The organism is Fulvivirga lutimaris, assembly GCF_009711525.1.
GTDB lineage: Bacteria > Bacteroidota > Bacteroidia > Cytophagales > Cyclobacteriaceae > Fulvivirga > Fulvivirga lutimaris.
Window position 1 is genome coordinate 1 of sequence record NZ_SMLV01000394.1, and the last position, 16,618, is coordinate 16,618.

Annotated in this window: 13 protein-coding genes, 3 tRNA genes and 1 pseudogene; 8 read left to right on the plus strand and 9 right to left on the minus strand. The window is 39.3% G+C overall.

Annotation, left to right across the window (positions count from 1 at the left end; genetic code table 11):
* A pseudogene (locus E1140_RS21515) lies at positions 1-212 on the plus strand (TonB-dependent receptor); the annotation flags it as partial.
* Here E1140_RS21515 and E1140_RS12960 read toward each other — a convergent pair.
* From E1140_RS12960 to E1140_RS12995, 8 genes are all read right to left on the minus strand, one after another.
* Entirely contained in the window at positions 201-1,004 is an 804-nt protein-coding gene (locus E1140_RS12960) for a queuosine precursor transporter (RefSeq protein ID WP_155184361.1), read from the minus strand. The pseudogene E1140_RS21515 and the gene E1140_RS12960 overlap by 12 nt on opposite strands.
* 3 nt (positions 1,005-1,007) lie before the next feature.
* Positions 1,008-1,925, minus strand: coding sequence for a ribonuclease Z (locus E1140_RS12965; RefSeq protein WP_155184364.1), 918 nt, complete (start codon positions 1,923-1,925; stop codon positions 1,008-1,010).
* Between the two features lie 10 nt (positions 1,926-1,935).
* Positions 1,936-2,319: an STAS domain-containing protein gene (locus E1140_RS12970; RefSeq protein ID WP_155184368.1), complete on the minus strand. Its 384-nt coding sequence runs from the start codon at positions 2,317-2,319 to the stop codon at positions 1,936-1,938.
* Positions 2,320-2,354: 35 nt separating this feature from the next.
* The gene (locus tag E1140_RS12975; RefSeq protein WP_155184371.1) at positions 2,355-3,290 is read right to left on the minus strand and encodes a phosphoribosylaminoimidazolesuccinocarboxamide synthase; all 936 of its coding nucleotides are present in this window, start codon (positions 3,288-3,290) and stop codon (positions 2,355-2,357) included.
* A 65-nt stretch (positions 3,291-3,355) separates the two neighbouring features.
* Entirely contained in the window at positions 3,356-4,696 is a 1,341-nt protein-coding gene (locus tag E1140_RS12980) for a toxin-antitoxin system YwqK family antitoxin (RefSeq protein ID WP_155184374.1), read from the minus strand.
* Between the two features lie 66 nt (positions 4,697-4,762).
* A complete protein-coding gene (locus E1140_RS12985; protein WP_155184378.1) occupies positions 4,763-5,941 on the minus strand; it encodes an acetyl-CoA C-acyltransferase in 1,179 nt (392 codons plus the stop codon).
* Positions 5,942-6,043: 102 nt separating this feature from the next.
* Positions 6,044-6,928 (minus strand): hypothetical protein, encoded by an 885-nt coding sequence (locus E1140_RS12990; protein WP_155184381.1) that lies wholly within the window; start codon positions 6,926-6,928, stop codon positions 6,044-6,046.
* Positions 6,925-7,893, minus strand: a complete 969-nt coding sequence (locus E1140_RS12995) for a vWA domain-containing protein (protein WP_155184384.1) — start codon at positions 7,891-7,893, stop codon at positions 6,925-6,927. The genes E1140_RS12990 and E1140_RS12995 overlap by 4 nt, the downstream gene beginning before the upstream one ends.
* 179 nt (positions 7,894-8,072) lie before the next feature.
* Between E1140_RS12995 and E1140_RS13000 the strand changes: the two genes are divergently transcribed.
* The 6 genes from E1140_RS13000 to E1140_RS13025 all read left to right on the plus strand — a co-directional run bounded on the left by E1140_RS13000 (position 8,073) and on the right by E1140_RS13025 (position 13,190).
* A tRNA-Ser gene (locus E1140_RS13000) sits at positions 8,073-8,161 on the plus strand.
* 14 nt (positions 8,162-8,175) lie between these two features.
* Positions 8,176-8,249 (plus strand) — tRNA-Arg (locus E1140_RS13005).
* A gap of 14 nt (positions 8,250-8,263) precedes the next feature.
* A tRNA-Pro gene (locus E1140_RS13010) sits at positions 8,264-8,338 on the plus strand.
* A 625-nt stretch (positions 8,339-8,963) separates the two neighbouring features.
* Complete coding sequence (locus tag E1140_RS13015) at positions 8,964-10,541, plus strand: glycoside hydrolase family 43 protein (protein ID WP_155184387.1); 1,578 nt, start codon at positions 8,964-8,966, stop codon at positions 10,539-10,541.
* 12 nt (positions 10,542-10,553) lie between these two features.
* Positions 10,554-11,411 (plus strand): sialate O-acetylesterase, encoded by an 858-nt coding sequence (locus tag E1140_RS13020; protein WP_155184392.1) that lies wholly within the window; start codon positions 10,554-10,556, stop codon positions 11,409-11,411.
* 24 nt (positions 11,412-11,435) lie between these two features.
* Positions 11,436-13,190, plus strand: coding sequence for a glycoside hydrolase family 43 protein (locus E1140_RS13025; protein ID WP_155184395.1), 1,755 nt, complete (start codon positions 11,436-11,438; stop codon positions 13,188-13,190).
* Positions 13,191-13,258: 68 nt separating this feature from the next.
* On the opposite strand, the gene E1140_RS13030 is transcribed toward E1140_RS13025, so the two are convergent.
* The gene (locus E1140_RS13030) at positions 13,259-15,733 is read right to left on the minus strand and encodes a glycoside hydrolase family 9 protein (protein ID WP_155184398.1); all 2,475 of its coding nucleotides are present in this window, start codon (positions 15,731-15,733) and stop codon (positions 13,259-13,261) included.
* Between the two features lie 181 nt (positions 15,734-15,914).
* On the opposite strand from E1140_RS13030, the gene E1140_RS13035 reads away from it, so the two are divergent.
* Positions 15,915-16,618: putative porin (locus tag E1140_RS13035; protein WP_185153570.1), on the plus strand; the 704-nt coding region annotated here is incomplete at its 3' end.

Genomic DNA, 16,618 nt, shown 5'->3' on the forward strand with positions numbered 1-16,618 from the left:
ATAAACTGGAGAATATCAATGGTGCTAATATGGAAAACCTTGATATTATTTCTGATCATATTTTGGCAATGATTAAGGCTGGTGAATCAGGATGGGAAGATAAAATACCTCGTCAGGTTGCGCAAGCCATTATTCAGGATTGCTTATTTGGATATCCGTGTGCGCCAGAGCAAAGAGAGGAAAAGTTGAAAAAGCTAGCCTCAAAAAAATGATTCGCTGGAGTCTGCAGCTTCTTCTATAAGTTCTTCAGACTTTTCTCTTCCTAAGTAATTGTCAATCAAAAAATGTGCGATGTACAAGAGCGGTGTTAATACCAGGGCCACCACAAATTTGTAGATGTAATTGATTATCCCAACAGAAATCACCTGAGCAACCGTCCACTGTCCATCAGCAGGAGCCAATAAATAAAAAGCGATAAAGAGTACTACAAAGCTATCCACCAGCTGAGAAACGAGTGTCGATCCTGTAGCTCTTACCCATAAGTGTTTATTTCCCGTAATCTTTCGGAGTTTGTGGAATACATATACATCCAGTAATTGACCCACTAAAAACGCAACTAAAGAACCTATGATGATATAGGAGCCTTGTAGCAATACTTTGTTAAAGGCATAAGAGATATCAAAGTCTCTGCCTTGGGCATCGGTGCTGTTAATGTCTAACCAAAACTGTGCAGGCTCTAGTTTGGTAACTACTACAAGCACGATAAATGCAAAGGCTATAAAAATGACCGTTAGATAACTGATTTTTTTAACACCTTGTTTACCAAAATACTCATTAATAATATCAGTGGTAATGAACACTACCGGCCAGAGGACAACACCTGCTGTTAAGTTAAAATCCAATACCCAATCCCCTAATAAATTGATCTGAGCAGGGTTAAAGCCTAGAGAAGATTCTAATGAAAATATCTTAAAACCAATGAGCTCAGCTAACAAGGCGTTGGTCAGAAAAATACCTGCCAGAACTATAAATAAGTTGGTCTTTTTATCGATGATATTTTTCATGACTTAATCACTCAATGATATGGTTTCCCCTTCAACTGAAAGTATTGAATTTTCAAACACCTCTCTTGTTTCTGTTATGAAAGGAGTGAGGTCTTTGTATCGTGCAGAATAGTGACCAATGACTAATTGCTTTACTTCTGCTTTCTTTGCTATTTCTCCGGCCTGATGCGTGGTGCTATGAAATGTTAATTCAGCCCATGGGTATTTGTCTGCAAGAAATGTGGCTTCATGATAGAGCAAGTCAACTCCTTTTATATGCGGCACTATGCTTTCATCATACAAGGTGTCCGAACAAAATGCATAGGACCGTGACCTTCTCGGAGGTAGAGTATATTCTTTATTTTTATAAAGTAAATTACCTTCCTCATCAAAAACATCTTCACCCTTTTTTAATAATGCAATATGTGCCAATGCAATATTCTCAGGCAGGTTTTCTTTAGAAAGTCTTAATGGTTTAGGCTTTTCCTTGAAGAGAAATCCGCTACACGGTATTCTATGGTTTAAAGGAAATGAGGTGATTTCTAAAGTGTCATCTTCGAAAAGCAGTTCTGATTTTTTAGGTTGAAGCTCCCTGAAGTTAATTTTATAATTTAATCGGCTGTCGGAGTATTTCAGTTGGGTAACTATAATCTCCTTAAGGCCTTTTTGACCATAAATATTTAGGTCTTTAGTGCGTTTTAAAAGGTGCATGGTGTAAATAAGGCCCATTAAACCGAGGTAATGGTCACCATGCAAGTGGCTTATGAAAATGTGATGGATTCTTTGAACTTTGGCTTTATATATATTGAGCCTTTCCTGAGTTCCTTCACCACAGTCTATCAAAAAATGGTGACTTCCTATATTTAGATATTGGGCGGTATGGTGCCTGCCATAGGCAGGCGTTGCTGAATTGGAGCCGAGTATTGTTAAGTTAAATGGCAACTATTCTACATCAATTGTCATCTTCACCATCTTGAAGATCATTCTCAATTTCGTTCATAAATACGGCATCTACACCTTCTTCTACCGTAGGTAAAATATTTAGGACGCTGTCCAATTGAGAAATCTTTATCAGTTTAGTAGTGTGGTCTGACAAGCAAGCTAGAATGAAAATACCACCTTTTTCCTGTACTACTCTGTTGCCAACAAGAAGGGCGCTAAGACCAGATGAATCTGTATATTTTACTTCTGAAAGATCAAGGATAATATTTTTAACACCTTCGGCATGTATTGTAATTAATTCTGATTTTAGACCTGGGGCAATGCTTGAGTCTAATTTTTCTTCATGCAGTTTAAGTAGGCTATATTTCTCTTGTTTGTCTATAGTATATTTCATTATCTATTTATGTTTTCTTAGTGGAGGCCTTAACCTTATTTTAAGGCTGTGATAATATTGCTTTCTATTCTTTTTTCTATGTTACTGTAGTCCTGTTTGTCAAAAGGCTCTCCAGATACTTTCTCGTAAAGTTCAAGATACCTATCTGAAATTGATTTTACAACTGATTCAGTCATTTCGGGCACCTTTTGTCCATCTTTGCCCTGAAAACCATTTTCTATTAACCATTGACGGACAAACTCCTTTGAGAGTTGTTTTTGAGGCTCATTTTTTTGCTGCCTTTCTTCATAACCTTCCTTATAAAAGTAACGAGATGAATCAGGTGTATGAACCTCATCTATTAAATAGATTTTACCATCTATCTTTCCAAATTCATATTTTGTATCAACCAAAATAAGATCTTGCTGGTCTGCAAGCTCAGTGCCCCGAGCAAATAGTTGTTGAGTGTACTTTTCAAGCACTTCATAATCTGCAGCATTCACAAGGTTTTGCTTTAGAATTTCTTCTTTAGAAATATCCTCATCATGACCTTCATGAGCTTTTGTTGTAGGGGTAATGATAGGAGCAGGCAACTTGTCATTCTCTTTAAGTCCATCTGGTAGTGCTACTCCACAGACTTCTCTTTTTCCACTTCTATATTCTCTCCAGGCATGTCCCGCCAGGTAGCCTCGTATTACCATTTCAACAGGAAAAGGTTCACACAGGTGCCCTACTGCTACATTTGGGTCTGGAGTAGATATAAGCCAATTAGGGCAAATATCTTTTGTAGCTAATAAATTCTTAGCCGCAATTTGATTGAGTACTTGTCCTTTAAATGGAATAGCTTCCGGTAAGATTACATCAAATGCGGAGATTCTGTCAGTGGCAACCATGGCCATTTTATCTCCGAAGTAGTAAACATCTCTTACTTTTCCGCTGTAAAATTTTGTCTGATTGGGGAAGGAATAACTTGTTCCTTTAAGTGCTTTCATAGATTGTGAACAAATTTAATTCAGCGGGGCATGATATGAAATACAATTTTGGTTTTTATATCATTCTAATTGCCTTCGGTTTCTTCATCCTCTGGCGGTACTATTGTTTCAGTCAGTTTTCCAGCTTTGTAAACTTCGGTCAATGTCAGTTTTCCAGACTCATCATACTGGGTCCAGTTTCCGACTTTTCTATTGCCAACATACTCTCCAGTTTCTATTATGGAGCCTTCTTTACTTAGTTTTTTGTAAGTGCCATGTTGTTTATCACTTCTGAATGGTGTGATGGATTCTATTTCTCCTGTCTCGTAATACGTTGTTGAATTTCCAAAACGATAATCGTACTTGTATTCAACTTGCCTTTGAATTTTACCGCTTTTATAATAGTGCGTTAAGAATCCATTTAATCTTCCTAAATCATAATTCTCACTTTTGATTTTATTGCCGTCATCGTTAAAGTAAAGCCAAATACCATGAGGTTTATCACCTGAAAAGGACTCTGTTTTAGTTTTAATTCCAGCTTGAGTATAATAGGTGATTGTTTTGTTGCCACCATCTTTGGAAGTTGTTACTTCTCTTTCTTTATTCCCATTTTCATAATACTGAATATTGGTACCTGCGAATTTTCCTTGTTCATAAAAATACTTATGCTTTAAAACTCCGGAAGGGTAGTAGCCAAGATTTTCTCCATCAAGACGTCCATTTTTATAAGTGCCGGTCAGTAGGAGGTTGCCAAGTGAGTCATAGTTTTCAAACCTTCCGGTTTGTGTTCCAGAGTCCATAGAGGAGGTGGTTTCAATTTTGCCGTTAGGAAAATAGGTTTTGTAATAACCATTAAGCACCCCTTTTAAGTAATTGCCTTCTGTATTTAATACTCCATTTTCATAATATGTCTTGGTGATGCCAGTTTGGTTTCCTTCTTCGTAAAAGATTTCTCTTTTTACCTGTCCACTCTCATAATACTCGTAAAGCAACCCCTCGAGCTTATCATTTTTAAAATACCCTTCGGTTCTTTTCTTTCCATTGTCAAAGTATAAATTAAGACTGTCAGACAATTTATTTTTTTCAAAATAGGCAGACTGTAGTAGCACACCTCGTTCGTTAAATACCTTCACAGGTCCATGCTTGTCGCCATCATCAAAACTGATCTCTCTCTGAAGCTGGCCAGTTTCATAATATTCTTTAAACACACCATTCTTATACCCATTTTTAAAAGAGCCTTCTGTAGCTACCTTTCCGTTGGGGTGATATTTGATGTATTTCCCATTAAGACTGGACTCGTCTCCATTTAGTGTTTCATACTTCTCTTTTAGAATGGTTTGCTCCTCATCATAGAAGGTGTAAACCATTTGCTGAGCTGATAAGCTCAGGGTAATGAATGACAAAGCAACAAGGAGAAGTGATTTCATAGGTCAAAAATAAAAATAGCCCTACTAAAACGCAGGGCTATTCAATATATTATTTAAAATATCGACTTAGAGTGCCTCTATAACAATAGCAGAAGCGCCACCACCACCATTACAGATACCTGCAACACCGATACTTCCTTTATTTTGGTGAAGCACACTGTTCAAGGTTGTTATAATTCTTGCTCCTGAAGCTCCCAGTGGGTGACCCAATGCCACGGCACCACCATTCACGTTTACTTTTTCAGGATCAAGGCCTAACTCCTGATTGTTAGCAATTGCCACTGCAGAGAATGCTTCATTTATTTCGTAGAAGTCAACATCTGATTTCTCAATACCAGCATGCTTCATTGCCTTAGGAATAGCTAATGAAGGCGCTGTAGTAAACCATATTGGTTCTTGTGCAGCATCGGCAAAGCCTCTGATTTTGGCGATAGGCTTGAGGCCGAGCTCTTCCATTTTTTCTTTACTCACCAATATGATAGCTGAAGCTCCATCATTGATAGTAGAAGCGTTAGCTGCGGTTACTGTACCTTCTTTAGAGAATACTGGTCTTAGGCTTGGTATTTTATCAAACCTAACATTTTTGTATTCTTCATCCTCAGCGAAAATGATCGGATCACCTTTTCTTTGAGGTACTTCAACAGGAACAATCTCATCTTTGAATTTGCCAGCTTCCCATGCAGCAGCTGATCTCTTATATGAGCTGATAGCATATTCGTCCTGCATTTCTCTAGAGATGTTCATTTCCTTAGCAGTATTGTCTGCGCAATTTCCCATTGGAAATTCATGATATGCTTCCCAAAGACCATCATGCATTAGTCCATCAATTAATTGACCGTGACCATACCCTAGCCCATATCGTGCTTTTGGTACATAGTAGGGGATAGCCGACATATTTTCCATACCTCCAGCTACGACTACATCATTGATACCCAGCATGATTGACTGTGCACCAAGCATTACGGACTTCATACCAGAAGAGCATACTTTGTTTACAGTGGTACAAGGAACATTATAACCTATGCCAGCGCCAACGGCTGCTTGTCTAGCAGGTGCCTGACCAAGATTCGCTGATACTACATTCCCAATAAATACTTCGTTAACTTCTGATGCTACAACACCTGCTTTGTCTAAGGCTCCTTTGATAGCCACTGACCCAAGCTTGGTGGCAGGAATACCTGCCAGGCTACCACCAAAACTACCTATTGGTGTCCTTACGGCAGCAACGATATATACTTCTTTCATAATGTGTTTTATGGTTTAGACTTGTTGAATTATCCTAACTGTTGTTAGGCAGCAAATCTAGGGAATCTGACCAGAGATTAAAAGACTATTATCTGACAAGTATTACCAATCAGGTTTGTCCGGATCCTTTTTCTTGGTTGGTTTTCTTTTATTCTGCTGAATGTACTGGATTTCGTTATTTTTCATAGCCTCTAAAATCATTTTGGCTTTCTCTTCAGAGATTTTCATATCCTTCAGTTTTTCAGATAGTGATGGCTCCTGATCAGAAGGTTTTTCCTGATCTTTATTTTCTGCATCTTCAGGCTTTTGCTGCTCTTTATCTTTTTCTTCTCCTTCTTTCTTTTCCTCTTCTTTTTTCTGCTGCTCGTCTTGCTTGTCTTTATCTTCCTGACCTTCCTGATCCTGTTTTTGCTCTTCTTCGTTCTGCTTTTCCTGATCCTCCTTGTTCTTATCTTGCTTATCCTTATTCTGCTGATCTTTATTTTCTTTATTCTCTTTGTCCTGATCCTGGTTTTTATCCTGATCTTTTTGGTCTTGATTCTTTTCTTGCTCTTCTTTTTCTTTCAAGACCTTCTTAAGTAATTCGTAATTATATCTTGCATCCTCATTGGTTGGGTCTGCTTTAAGTGCCTCTTTAAAATGGTCTAAGGCTTCCTTATACTTCTTCTGTTTGTTTTTGATAATGCCGGTTTGCTGGTTAGCTACAGATCTGACGGTTTTGTTATTGCTTGCCAGCAAGTCACTGTAGTTATTAATGGCATTGGTGGTGTCTTTTAGCTGATAGTAGGCATTAGCCATGTTTAACTTTATGTTGTCATCAACAATATTCATCGAATCAACTAAGAATTGATAGTGCTCAAGTGCTTCTTGATATTGGCCATTCGTATATGCTTCCTTAGCCTTCTTTTTTAAAGAATTGACTTTGGCAATATCTCCAATGTTGCCAAATGCATACACTACTAATAATATACCTATGATATACTTCATATTTTTATCACTTTAATACTTGCAAGCACATCCAATAATATCAAAAATAAAGCAGCCAATAAAAAGTAGTAATATCTATTAGCTGAAACGTCAACCTGACGAGTGTCTCGCAGCTCTCCTTCAATTTTGTTTATTGTACTTATTAAGCGAGAAACGTCATTATTAGTTTCATTTATCTCAAAATATTGTCCATCAGTCTCGCTGGCTAGTTTTCTTAGAGACTTAGAATCTAGCTTTGTAATTACCTCGTTTCCTTGCCTATCTCTTTTATACCCACCACGCACTCTTATCTTGCTACCTCTTTCTGTACCTATTCCTAGGGTAAACATTTTAATACCCTGGCTTTCTATTTCCTGGGTTACATCTTCAGTTTGCTCGCCAAAGTCTTCACCATCACTAATAAGTATTATAACTTTAGATTTCTGCTGGGTTAGTGGAGATTCTTCAGCATTTAATTTTTCCAGAGCCATTCTTAAAGGCGGGCCAAAATCTGTACCTGCATTAGGAACGAGCCTCGTATTAAGTGTTTCTATAAATAGGTTAAGGGCATTCTGGTCGTATGTAAGAGGAGATTGCATAAAAGACTCAGATGAGAAAATGATTATTCCCATTCTGTCAGAATTGAATGCCTTGACAATATTTTTCAACTCGAATTTTATTTTTTCTAGTCGGGTGGGTTGAATGTCGGCTGCATTCATTGATTCAGAAAGGTCAACCAGCATAAAGATATCTTTACCCACAGATTTCACTTCTCTTTTTGACTCTCCGAATGAAGGGCCGAGTATTGCTACTATGATGAGGATAAAGTAAACGGTTCTTACAAGTAGCTTTATAAGCACCTTAGAATAACCCACTTTCAACTTTTTTGCTGTACTAACTACTCGGCCAATATAAGCCAGGTAGAGTAAAGCAAATAAGCCACTAAGAATGCCTTCTGTAAGCGTAAATGAATATAACCAAGACATATGCTATTTTTTGAACTGGGGCAAATATAAAGAAGCCAAATTGGCGACCAAATACCACCTGTCATAATTAATGTTAAAAGTGAAAAATGACCATCTGAAATTAAACGTAATTTTTATTCACATTGTGTTTGGAATACTGAAAATAGTTCTTTTATATTTGCACTCTCAAAAATTGAGACGGAGAGGTGGGTGAGTGGCTGAAACCAACAGTTTGCTAAACTGTCGTACGGGTTAAACTGTACCGGGGGTTCGAATCCCCCTCTCTCCGCTGAGACTTTATTTGGTCCGCTAGCTCAGCTGGATAGAGCAACTGCCTTCTAAGCAGTAGGTCTTAGGTTCGAATCCTAAGCGGATCACGAAAATACAAGTTCGGGGCGTAGCGCAGTCCGGTTAGCGTACCTGGTTTGGGACCAGGGGGTCGCAGGTTCGAATCCTGCCGCCCCGACACAATTGAAACCTGAGAGAAATCTCAGGTTTTTTTGTTTTTACCCATCAGTTAAATCATTTATTTCTTAATCAGTATCCTGATTTTCATTTCCAACCACTCCAACTTGATAGCCAGCAGGTCAAAGAGGTTGTTCTGAGAAGTATCAGGGTCCAAATTGAGAATGCATATACAATCCTTCAAAAGATATCCAGTAGAAAAGGATATTCCACGGAATGTATTTTCTTGACGATGATAAACGGTTTCAAATATTGTAAGAAACGCTTGCCGAATATATCCTGACGGTCTATGTAAGACGGAATAGAGACCAGGTTATAAAAATCAATTCCTCAACTGCTGTTTTACAACCCTGATATGTACCATTCGATCTTCTGGATGTGTGCCTGCCAGAGTTGGATGGCTACCACAATTAAACCGGTATAGGGAAAAACCTGTCTCAGTTCTGCCGAACAGATATTTCAGTTGCACATTTTGCTTATGGTAAATAGAAGAAATAGAAAGTCGATGATTAAAATGTAACCTGAACGAAAGCATCCGTAACATATGAGAATGTTTTGAGATTAAATTCCGGCAAGTGTTTCAAACGTTTGCAATAGCTTTGAGAATAATGAATTATGATAAAAAAATGGATTTATTATCACCCATAAGACATTTGACTTTTGGGTTTGTCTTCACCTTAATAGTTGGTGTTTCTTTAGCACAGCAGAATAGTGCTCAAAATCCCATCATACATGCTGATGTACCGGACGCCTCTATAATAAGGGTGAATGACACCTATTATATGAGTAGCACCACTATGCATATGAGTCCTGGTATACCTGTAATGAAATCAAAGGACTTGGTTAACTGGGAGATTGTAAGCTATGCTTATGACACCCTTGCAGATCAGGATAATGTGAATATGGAAAACGGGATGCAGATGTATGGTAAGGGTTCATGGGCAAGCTGTCTTCGATATATGGATGGGACATATTACCTTTCCACGTTTTCTTCAACAACAGGTAAGACATATATATTTGCTACTTCGGATATAGAAAAAGAGATGTGGGAAAGGCACACATTCCAACCATCTTACCATGACAATAGTATTTTATTTGATGATGGAAAATTATACATGGTATGGGGTGGAGGTGAAATTCATATTGTTGAAATCAAGGATGACCTTTCTGGCGTGAAACCCGGCACAGAACGGGTTCTGATAGAAAATGCGCACGCCCCCATAGAGGAAAATATAATGTTGCCGGCAGAGGGCTCACAGCTATTTAAGGTTAAGGGAAAATACTACCTATTTAATATTGCCTGGCCCAGAGAAGGAATGCGCACTGTGCTGATACATCGTGCTGATAATATCAATGGGCCATGGGAGGGTCGTATAGCATTGCAAGATAAAGGTGTTGCGCAAGGTGGTTTGATTGATACACCTGATGGCCAATGGTTTGCTTATCTTTTTCGTGATTTTGGTTCAGTTGGCCGTATCCCATACCTAGTGCCAGTTACCTGGGAAGAAGAATGGCCGGTGCTAGGCATAGAAGGTAAGGTTCCTAAGCAACTCGACCTGCCGGTAAGTAAAGGTTTAATTCCAGGTATAGTTGCTTCTGACGATTTTAAGAGGAAAAAGGGCGAACCTGATTTGCCGCTGGTATGGCAATGGAACCATAATCCTGATAATGAGTTTTGGACGGTCAATGGAAAAAAAGGATACCTGAGATTAACAACGGGTCGGGTAGATAACAGCTTCGTGCATGCTCGCAATACATTAACACAGCGAACGATAGGCCCGGAAAGCGCGGCAATTACCTCTCTGGATATTTCTCATATGAAGGAAGGCGATTTTGCAGGGTTAGCACTTCTTCAGCAGAGATATGGACTGGTTGGAGTTAAATATGAAAATGGCTCTAAATCCATTATCATGTTGAAAAATGAATCTGATGAAGATGCACCTACCGTAGAGGAGCAACTGCCAATTAATCAGAATTTAGTTTACCTGAAGGCAGCCTGTGACTTCAAAGAGAGAAAAGATGTAGCCAATTTTTACTACAGTTTAGATGGAAAGTCATGGGAAAAAATCGGCTCAGAACTCAAAATGAGATATACGCTTCCTCATTTTATGGGATATCGATTCGGCCTTTTTAATTACGCTACGCACTCGGCAGGGGGCTATGTCGATTTTGATTATTTCAATATAACAGACACCATTAATTAACACATCTTCTAAATGGAAAAGATTTTATCAAGTATCATTCTTCTAATCACAACAACCGTAATGTCTGTCCCGCAGTTATATGGCCAGGATCCGGACTTCTATATTTTTCTGAATTTCGGGCAATCCAACATGGAAGGTCATGCCCGGGTGCAGCCTGAGGATACATTGATGGTTAATGATAGGTTTCAGGTTATGGAAGCTGTCGATTGTCCTGATCTGGACAGAAAAAAAGGGCAGTGGTATTTGGCTAAACCACCGTTGTGTCGTTGTAAAACGGGACTGACACCAGCAGATTATTTTGGTAGGACGTTAATGTCCGGGTTGTCTAAAAACATTAAGATCGGTGTGATAAACGTATCCGTTGGAGGCTGTAAGATTGAACTTTTTGACAAAGAGAATTATCAGTCCTATGTTGAAACATCTCCTGATTGGCTTAAAAATTTGGTGAGAGAATATGATGGAAACCCGTATGGGCGCCTGATAGAAATGGCGAGACTTGCTCAAAAGGATGGGGTTATAAAAGGCATTCTTTTGCATCAGGGAGAGTCTAATACCGGTGACAAGGAGTGGCCAAAAAAGGTAAAAGAGGTATATGAAAATATCCTGCGCGATCTGGGGCTTCGGAATAAGGACATTCCGCTTCTAGCTGGAGAAATGGTCAGTGAGGAGGAAGGTGGCAAATGTGCTTCTATGAATCCTATAATTGCCACATTGCCGGAGGTTGTACCCAATGCACATGTAATATCATCAAAAGACTGTGAGGCTGTTGATGATGGTCTTCACTTTTCGGCTGCAGGTTATCGAAAACTGGGAATGCGATATGGAGAAAAAATGCTATCCCTGCTCGAGAGTAACACCACTAAAAATTAACACAAACTAGTTATTTAATAAGTAATGAATCGATTAGCAATTAAATTCAAATTTCAAATTCTACTATTAGTAGCATGTTTCACGCTGTTTTCATTTAAACTCTATAATGCTCTTAACGATAACAAAGCAGGTGCGAATTCACCCGTGTTTTCTAAAGTAGTATATAAGGGTGATGATCAGGTGTATAAAGATTATCCTCTGGAAGATGGTGAATTTTATAATCCAATATTGCAAGGTTGCTATCCGGATCCGGCAATTACCCGCAAAGGAAATGATTATTACCTGGTGTGCTCTTCTTTTGCCATGTTTCCCGGAGTGCCAATTTTTCATTCAATTGATTTGGTGAACTGGTCTCAAATAGGACACGTACTTGACAGACCCTCACAGCTTGATGTGCATGATACCGGTATTAGTTCAGGAGTATATGCACCGGGTATTACCTATAACCCGTCAAATGACACTTTTTATATGATTACAACAGCATTTGCAGGAGGACTGGGTAATATCATTGTTAAGACCCAGGATCCAATGAAAGACTGGAGTGAGCCAATAAAGCTTAAATTCGGAGGAATTGACCCATCAATATTCTTTGATGATGACGGGAAGGCCTACGTAGTTCATAATGATGCACCAGATGAAGGCAAAGAGCTATACACTGGTCATCGTGTGATTAAAATTTGGGAGTATGATATTGAGAAAGATCAAGTAATACCAGGGTCAGATCAAATTATTGTGAACGGTGGGGTTGATCTCAGCAAAAAACCGATATGGATAGAAGCACCGCATATATACAAAAAGAATGACAAGTATTACCTAATGTGTGCAGAAGGTGGAACAGGTGACTGGCATAGCGAGGTGGTTTTTATCAGTGATAATCCAAAAGGCCCTTATGTGCCAGCTCCAAGTAATCCAATACTTACTCAAAGGCATTTCCCAAAAGATCGTACTAATAAAATTGACTGGGCTGGACATGCGGATTTAGTAGAAGGCCCTGATGGCAAATATTATGGTGTGTTTCTGGCAATAAGACCTAATGAAAAGGACATGGTTAACACCGGTCGTGAAACGTTTATACTTCCGGTTGATTGGTCAGGTGAGTTTCCGGTTTTCCAAAATGGACTGGTTCCTATGGAACCAAAGCTAAAACTCCCTGAAGGAGTAACTAATAAGAATGGTCAGGATGGTTTTTTCCCCAATGGTAACTTTACTATCACGGAAGATTTCAGATCTGAAGATTTACACCCAAGATGGATAGCGCTTAGGGGACCTCGTGAGGAGTTCATCAAGTTCACTAAAAAAGGTTTAGAAATAACGCCCTTTGAAACCAATATCAAGGAAATGAAACCTACCTCTACTCTTTTTCATCGTCAACAACACGATAACTTTTCATTTACTACAACGATGGATTACAACCCTAAATCTGAGAAAGACCTGGCAGGAATAGTGGCCTTACAGAATGAAGGATCTAATTATGTATTTGGCCTGACAAAAAAGGGTAAAGAGTATATACTCTTATTGGAAAGGACTTATACCCTTGAGACAGGAGGAGACCGTAAAACGGAATCCGAGATAGTGGCTAGTGCCAAAATTGATATATCCAAACCTATTCAGTTGCAAGTGAAAGCAGATGGGAATGATTACCGATTCAACTATGCACTAGATGGTGGTGATTTTAAAAATTTAGGAGGTACCGTATCAGGAGATATTCTTTCTACCAATGTTGCAGGAGGATTTACCGGAGCCTTACTGGGCCTTTACGCAACTTCAGGTTATAATTAATCATTACTTCAACATAGAATAACAGTTTGATTATTGGTTATGACAGCGGTAAAGCACCAAACAGGCGGCTACGGATTTTTCTTGAATAAAGAATCAGCAGCTAGTACCAAAAACATATAATTTGTTGCTCCACCACCCATAACATATTCTGTTTGTTGCCAGAAAAATGGCCATATTTTTAATTCAGGCAAATCGGGTCGAATCAGGGCTGTACCGGAAGCCACACCACCAGGTATGAATGACCAATCAGCTCTGTTGACGCCATAGGCTACTGTTACAGATTTTGACCCAACTCCAGATGCGAATGAAGAAGTGTTAATTCCAGGATGTACGCCTAACACAAAATTTAATGCATTGATTGTAAAGTCGGAAGAGGCCAGTTGAGGCCAGCCCTTGTGAAAGAAGTATTGCTCTACACCAAACCTCTGCAGACCCCATCCCGCACCCCAAATATTTGGTTTGTAGGGCACCCCAAACGGAGACTCCAGTGCCTCTTTCTTAAGTTTAGCCTGATAGGCATTGACAGCATCTGCCAAATCATTTTTAAAGGCTTTGTTTTCAATTTGATCAATTACATGCCCTACAGCCCAACCACTTCTACCTATATCGTTTATCACATCCTTTTTCATAGTGGTTAGTGTTTTCTTAAGCTGTTCATCATTAGTGGTCAGTATCAGCTCACTCAATGCAATGGTTTTAGCTGTGAGATTGCCCTTATGTTCACTTGCATGCTTATAAAGGACCAAAGCAGTTTCAATACATTCCTTTGATAAAGAAGGGTTAGAGTCTTTCAATACACGCGATGCTGCAGCAAGACCTGCGGCAACATAGAGTTCTCGTCCCGGGTTTTCTTCTGTGAAAACCAGACGGTCATCTAATTTGCCTGATCGATTTTCTTTGATCTCTTTTTCTGACAGGGTAGCATCATATGAGAGGTTATCTGTCATTGCAGAAGCATCTCCCAGCATAACATACTGGCGCAAATCTGAGCATATTATACCACGATAGAGCCGACCGAGTGCACGGTAGCCGCCCAGTATGCTTTTAAGACCATGCTCTATTTGTTGTAATGCATCTGACTTGCCATCAGGAACATGAATTTCTACCACTCTATTTTCATTATCAATTAATGTTGCATCATAATCCAACCCAAATTCTTCGATCATTAATGCCAGTAACCAGACAGTTCCAATTTGAGATTCTACACGCAGGTCATAATCCCCGGCATCGTGCCAACCGCCTTCATTTAGACCAGAAACAGCTGACAGAGGTTTGTATTTTGTAAGTGTTGATGGGCCTTGCTTGTAGCCATCAAAATGATTTGTGTCGATCGGGGCCATAAGTGCATCATCCATATGACACAGGCCATGCCACACTCTATATTTTTCATTAATGCGCATGTGGCACATCTGCACAGGCAGAAAGTATTCTAAGGTAGGTTGCCAGGCATGCCTATCGTAAACATCATCATTAATTTTGAATGCATGGGAAGTTTTGTTTCTGTAAGTTATTACATACATGCCCGGTGTTATTATGTCAGAGAAGTCGTAGGTTACGTAATTATAGCGCAGGAAGTGTCCCCAATTTGAGGGCTTTCCAGTTTTTACCTCTTTTTTGCCATCCTCTGTGAGCTGATAAACCGTAACTTGGTCGAGGGTAGTGTCCATTTTGTCTTGCTCTATAACGACTGTCTTTTCCTGATCAGGATGATAACCCAGTTGGGAAACCTGTATAACCGGCTCATATTGCCAGTTGGGAATAGTATGTGGGGTTATGATCCATTCTACAGCATTGGTGGTTTTGCCTGCTGGCACTGCACTTCTCACAATAAACCAACCATTATTATGGTTGGAGCGACCATCCCAAAGTTGCAAGGAACCGGATTTTGATGTTATAGTCATTCGTTGAGCCTCAGTTTCAGGTGCTATGATTAGTTTCTTGCCAATAGCCAAAGCGTCATTTAGCGGTTCTCCGTGGTAATTGCTTATTGGGCCGTTTGGTTGGTTGGCAAATATGCCATGCTGGTCATCCATGATGAATGACTTGCCAAACAGGTCACCAGGAAATAATTCCATATTGAAGCCAATCTTGCCCACCCACTCGGATGGGATAGGCTCATCAAGATCGACCGATACTTTAAAAGAACTACCAGATAGTGCAGTGACCTTTACATCATAAGCAAAAGCGAGCTCGGGGTAGACGATGGGGTTAAAGCCCTTTAGGTTTTTGGATGAGTCAGGGTACCATAATCTTTGAGAAATGGTTTTTAATCCTTTATTGACCTTTAATTTCCCACCTTTTGGTACAGGAGACCATTGCCCGGGAGAAATCTCAAGCCTTAAGTCTCCGTTGGCCGCCACACGCACGCCATGTTGTATGATGGTGACACCTGTCTGGTGACCATCAGGGTAAATGTCACTGAAGACAGTTACATCTAAACCAGGCATTTCAAAGTAGTCCAAATCATTAATTTCGAGGCTGGATTGGGCATATACTGTTGGTATTGAAAGAAAAATGGTGAATAACAAAAGGAGTGATCGCATAACTCGGCTAGGTTTTTAATTAAATATATTTATATTTTTATCAAAATCGATGTTTTTTGAAATCCATTCATTGAGCATGATATATCTACCATGGCGAAATGCTTATTTAATCATGATCAGTACTGGCTCTCGTGCAGTAACTACCCAATTGAAATATTAATATTCTGAAATTAGTTTATTTATGAGACATATAGGCTTTACTTTATTATTGCTGATCTCTGTATGTGAATTATATGGCCAGCAAGACAGTACAATTTTACAAAAGCTATCATTTACTGGTGATTTCAGGTTTAGAGTAGAGCAGGACTGGGACTCTAGAAAGTCTGATGGTACTTATAGAGAGGATCGGAGTAGATTACGCTATCGACTAAGGTTTGGGCTTAACTATAAGCATAATGATTGGGCTACTTTTGGCATGCGTCTGAGGACGGGACAGATCCAGAATCAACAAGACCCGCAGATAACCCTCGGCACAGGGGCCAAAGAGTTTAGTACTGTACCTTTTGGACTTGAAAAGTTGTTCTTCCGTGCATCTTATGAATGGTTCTCGGGATGGGTGGGAAAAAATACGTACCCTTTTGAAAAGCAAAACGAATTATTCTGGAGCGATAATGTTTACCCTGAAGGTGTTTTTCTAAGTGCCAGGCTGTCTTCAATAAAATTGAATTTGGGTCATTTTATAGTTGGCTCCGAAGGTAGAGGCTTTAATAAGGATCGATATTTTCAGGGGTTTCAGGTATTAATTCCAACGTGGGCTGATCGCTTAAAACTGTTTCCTTCATTTTATTATTTCAACAAAATGCCTAACATCCCAGACGGAAATGATACCTACAGGCTTAATTACTCCATATTCCATTTTGGTACTACCATAAAATTAGTAGAAAA

Bases quoted from the DNA above. Each gene is read 5' to 3' on its own strand.
- E1140_RS13020 (WP_155184392.1), top strand. From the start codon at position 10,554: ATGGAAAAGATTTTATCAAGTATCATTCTTCTAATCACAACAACCGTA.
- E1140_RS12980 (WP_155184374.1), bottom strand. From the start codon at position 4,696: ATGAAATCACTTCTCCTTGTTGCTTTGTCATTCATTACCCTGAGCTTA.
- E1140_RS12985 (WP_155184378.1), bottom strand. From the start codon at position 5,941: ATGAAAGAAGTATATATCGTTGCTGCCGTAAGGACACCAATAGGTAGT.
- E1140_RS13015 (WP_155184387.1), top strand. From the start codon at position 8,964: ATGGATTTATTATCACCCATAAGACATTTGACTTTTGGGTTTGTCTTC.
- E1140_RS12970 (WP_155184368.1), bottom strand. From the start codon at position 2,319: ATGAAATATACTATAGACAAACAAGAGAAATATAGCCTACTTAAACTG.
- E1140_RS13030 (WP_155184398.1), bottom strand. From the start codon at position 15,733: ATGCGATCACTCCTTTTGTTATTCACCATTTTTCTTTCAATACCAACA.
- E1140_RS12995 (WP_155184384.1), bottom strand. From the start codon at position 7,893: ATGTCTTGGTTATATTCATTTACGCTTACAGAAGGCATTCTTAGTGGC.
- E1140_RS13025 (WP_155184395.1), top strand. From the start codon at position 11,436: ATGAATCGATTAGCAATTAAATTCAAATTTCAAATTCTACTATTAGTA.
- E1140_RS12975 (WP_155184371.1), bottom strand. From the start codon at position 3,290: ATGAAAGCACTTAAAGGAACAAGTTATTCCTTCCCCAATCAGACAAAA.
- E1140_RS12960 (WP_155184361.1), bottom strand. From the start codon at position 1,004: ATGAAAAATATCATCGATAAAAAGACCAACTTATTTATAGTTCTGGCA.
- E1140_RS12990 (WP_155184381.1), bottom strand. From the start codon at position 6,928: ATGAAGTATATCATAGGTATATTATTAGTAGTGTATGCATTTGGCAAC.